The organism is Bacillus sp. SIMBA_031 (genome assembly GCF_046535225.1).
GTDB classification, from domain to species: domain Bacteria; phylum Bacillota; class Bacilli; order Bacillales; family Bacillaceae; genus Bacillus; species Bacillus velezensis.
In genome coordinates, this window is sequence record NZ_JAWRXC010000392.1 from 1 (window position 1) to 260 (window position 260).

Genomic DNA, 260 nt, shown 5'->3' on the forward strand with positions numbered 1-260 from the left:
GGAGCGGAGTACCTCGGCGTCGCGAAGGTCCCGGAGGGCAGTGACCCCCGCCGGCAGCACAGGTCCGGTGGGGTCGGGATTCAGGCCAGTGAGGTTGGGAACCACGGGACGGGAGCCGGTGGCGAACACCAGCCGGTCATAGTGTTCGGAGGTCCCGTCGGCGAGCACCACGTGCTGCCGGGCCCGGTCGATCCGCTTCACCGCCACGCCTAACCGGACGTCGACGCCGTCGGACTCCAAGGCCGAAACCTCGGCCATTG

Annotated in this window: 1 protein-coding gene; it reads right to left on the reverse strand. The window is 70.0% G+C overall.

Features of this window, described 5'->3' with window-relative positions:
• Positions 1 to 240, reverse strand: a 240-nt coding sequence (locus SB724_RS20750) for an FAD-dependent oxidoreductase (protein WP_410572822.1), incomplete at its 3' end; no start/stop codon positions are given.
• Positions 241 to 260: the final 20 nt, after the last annotated feature.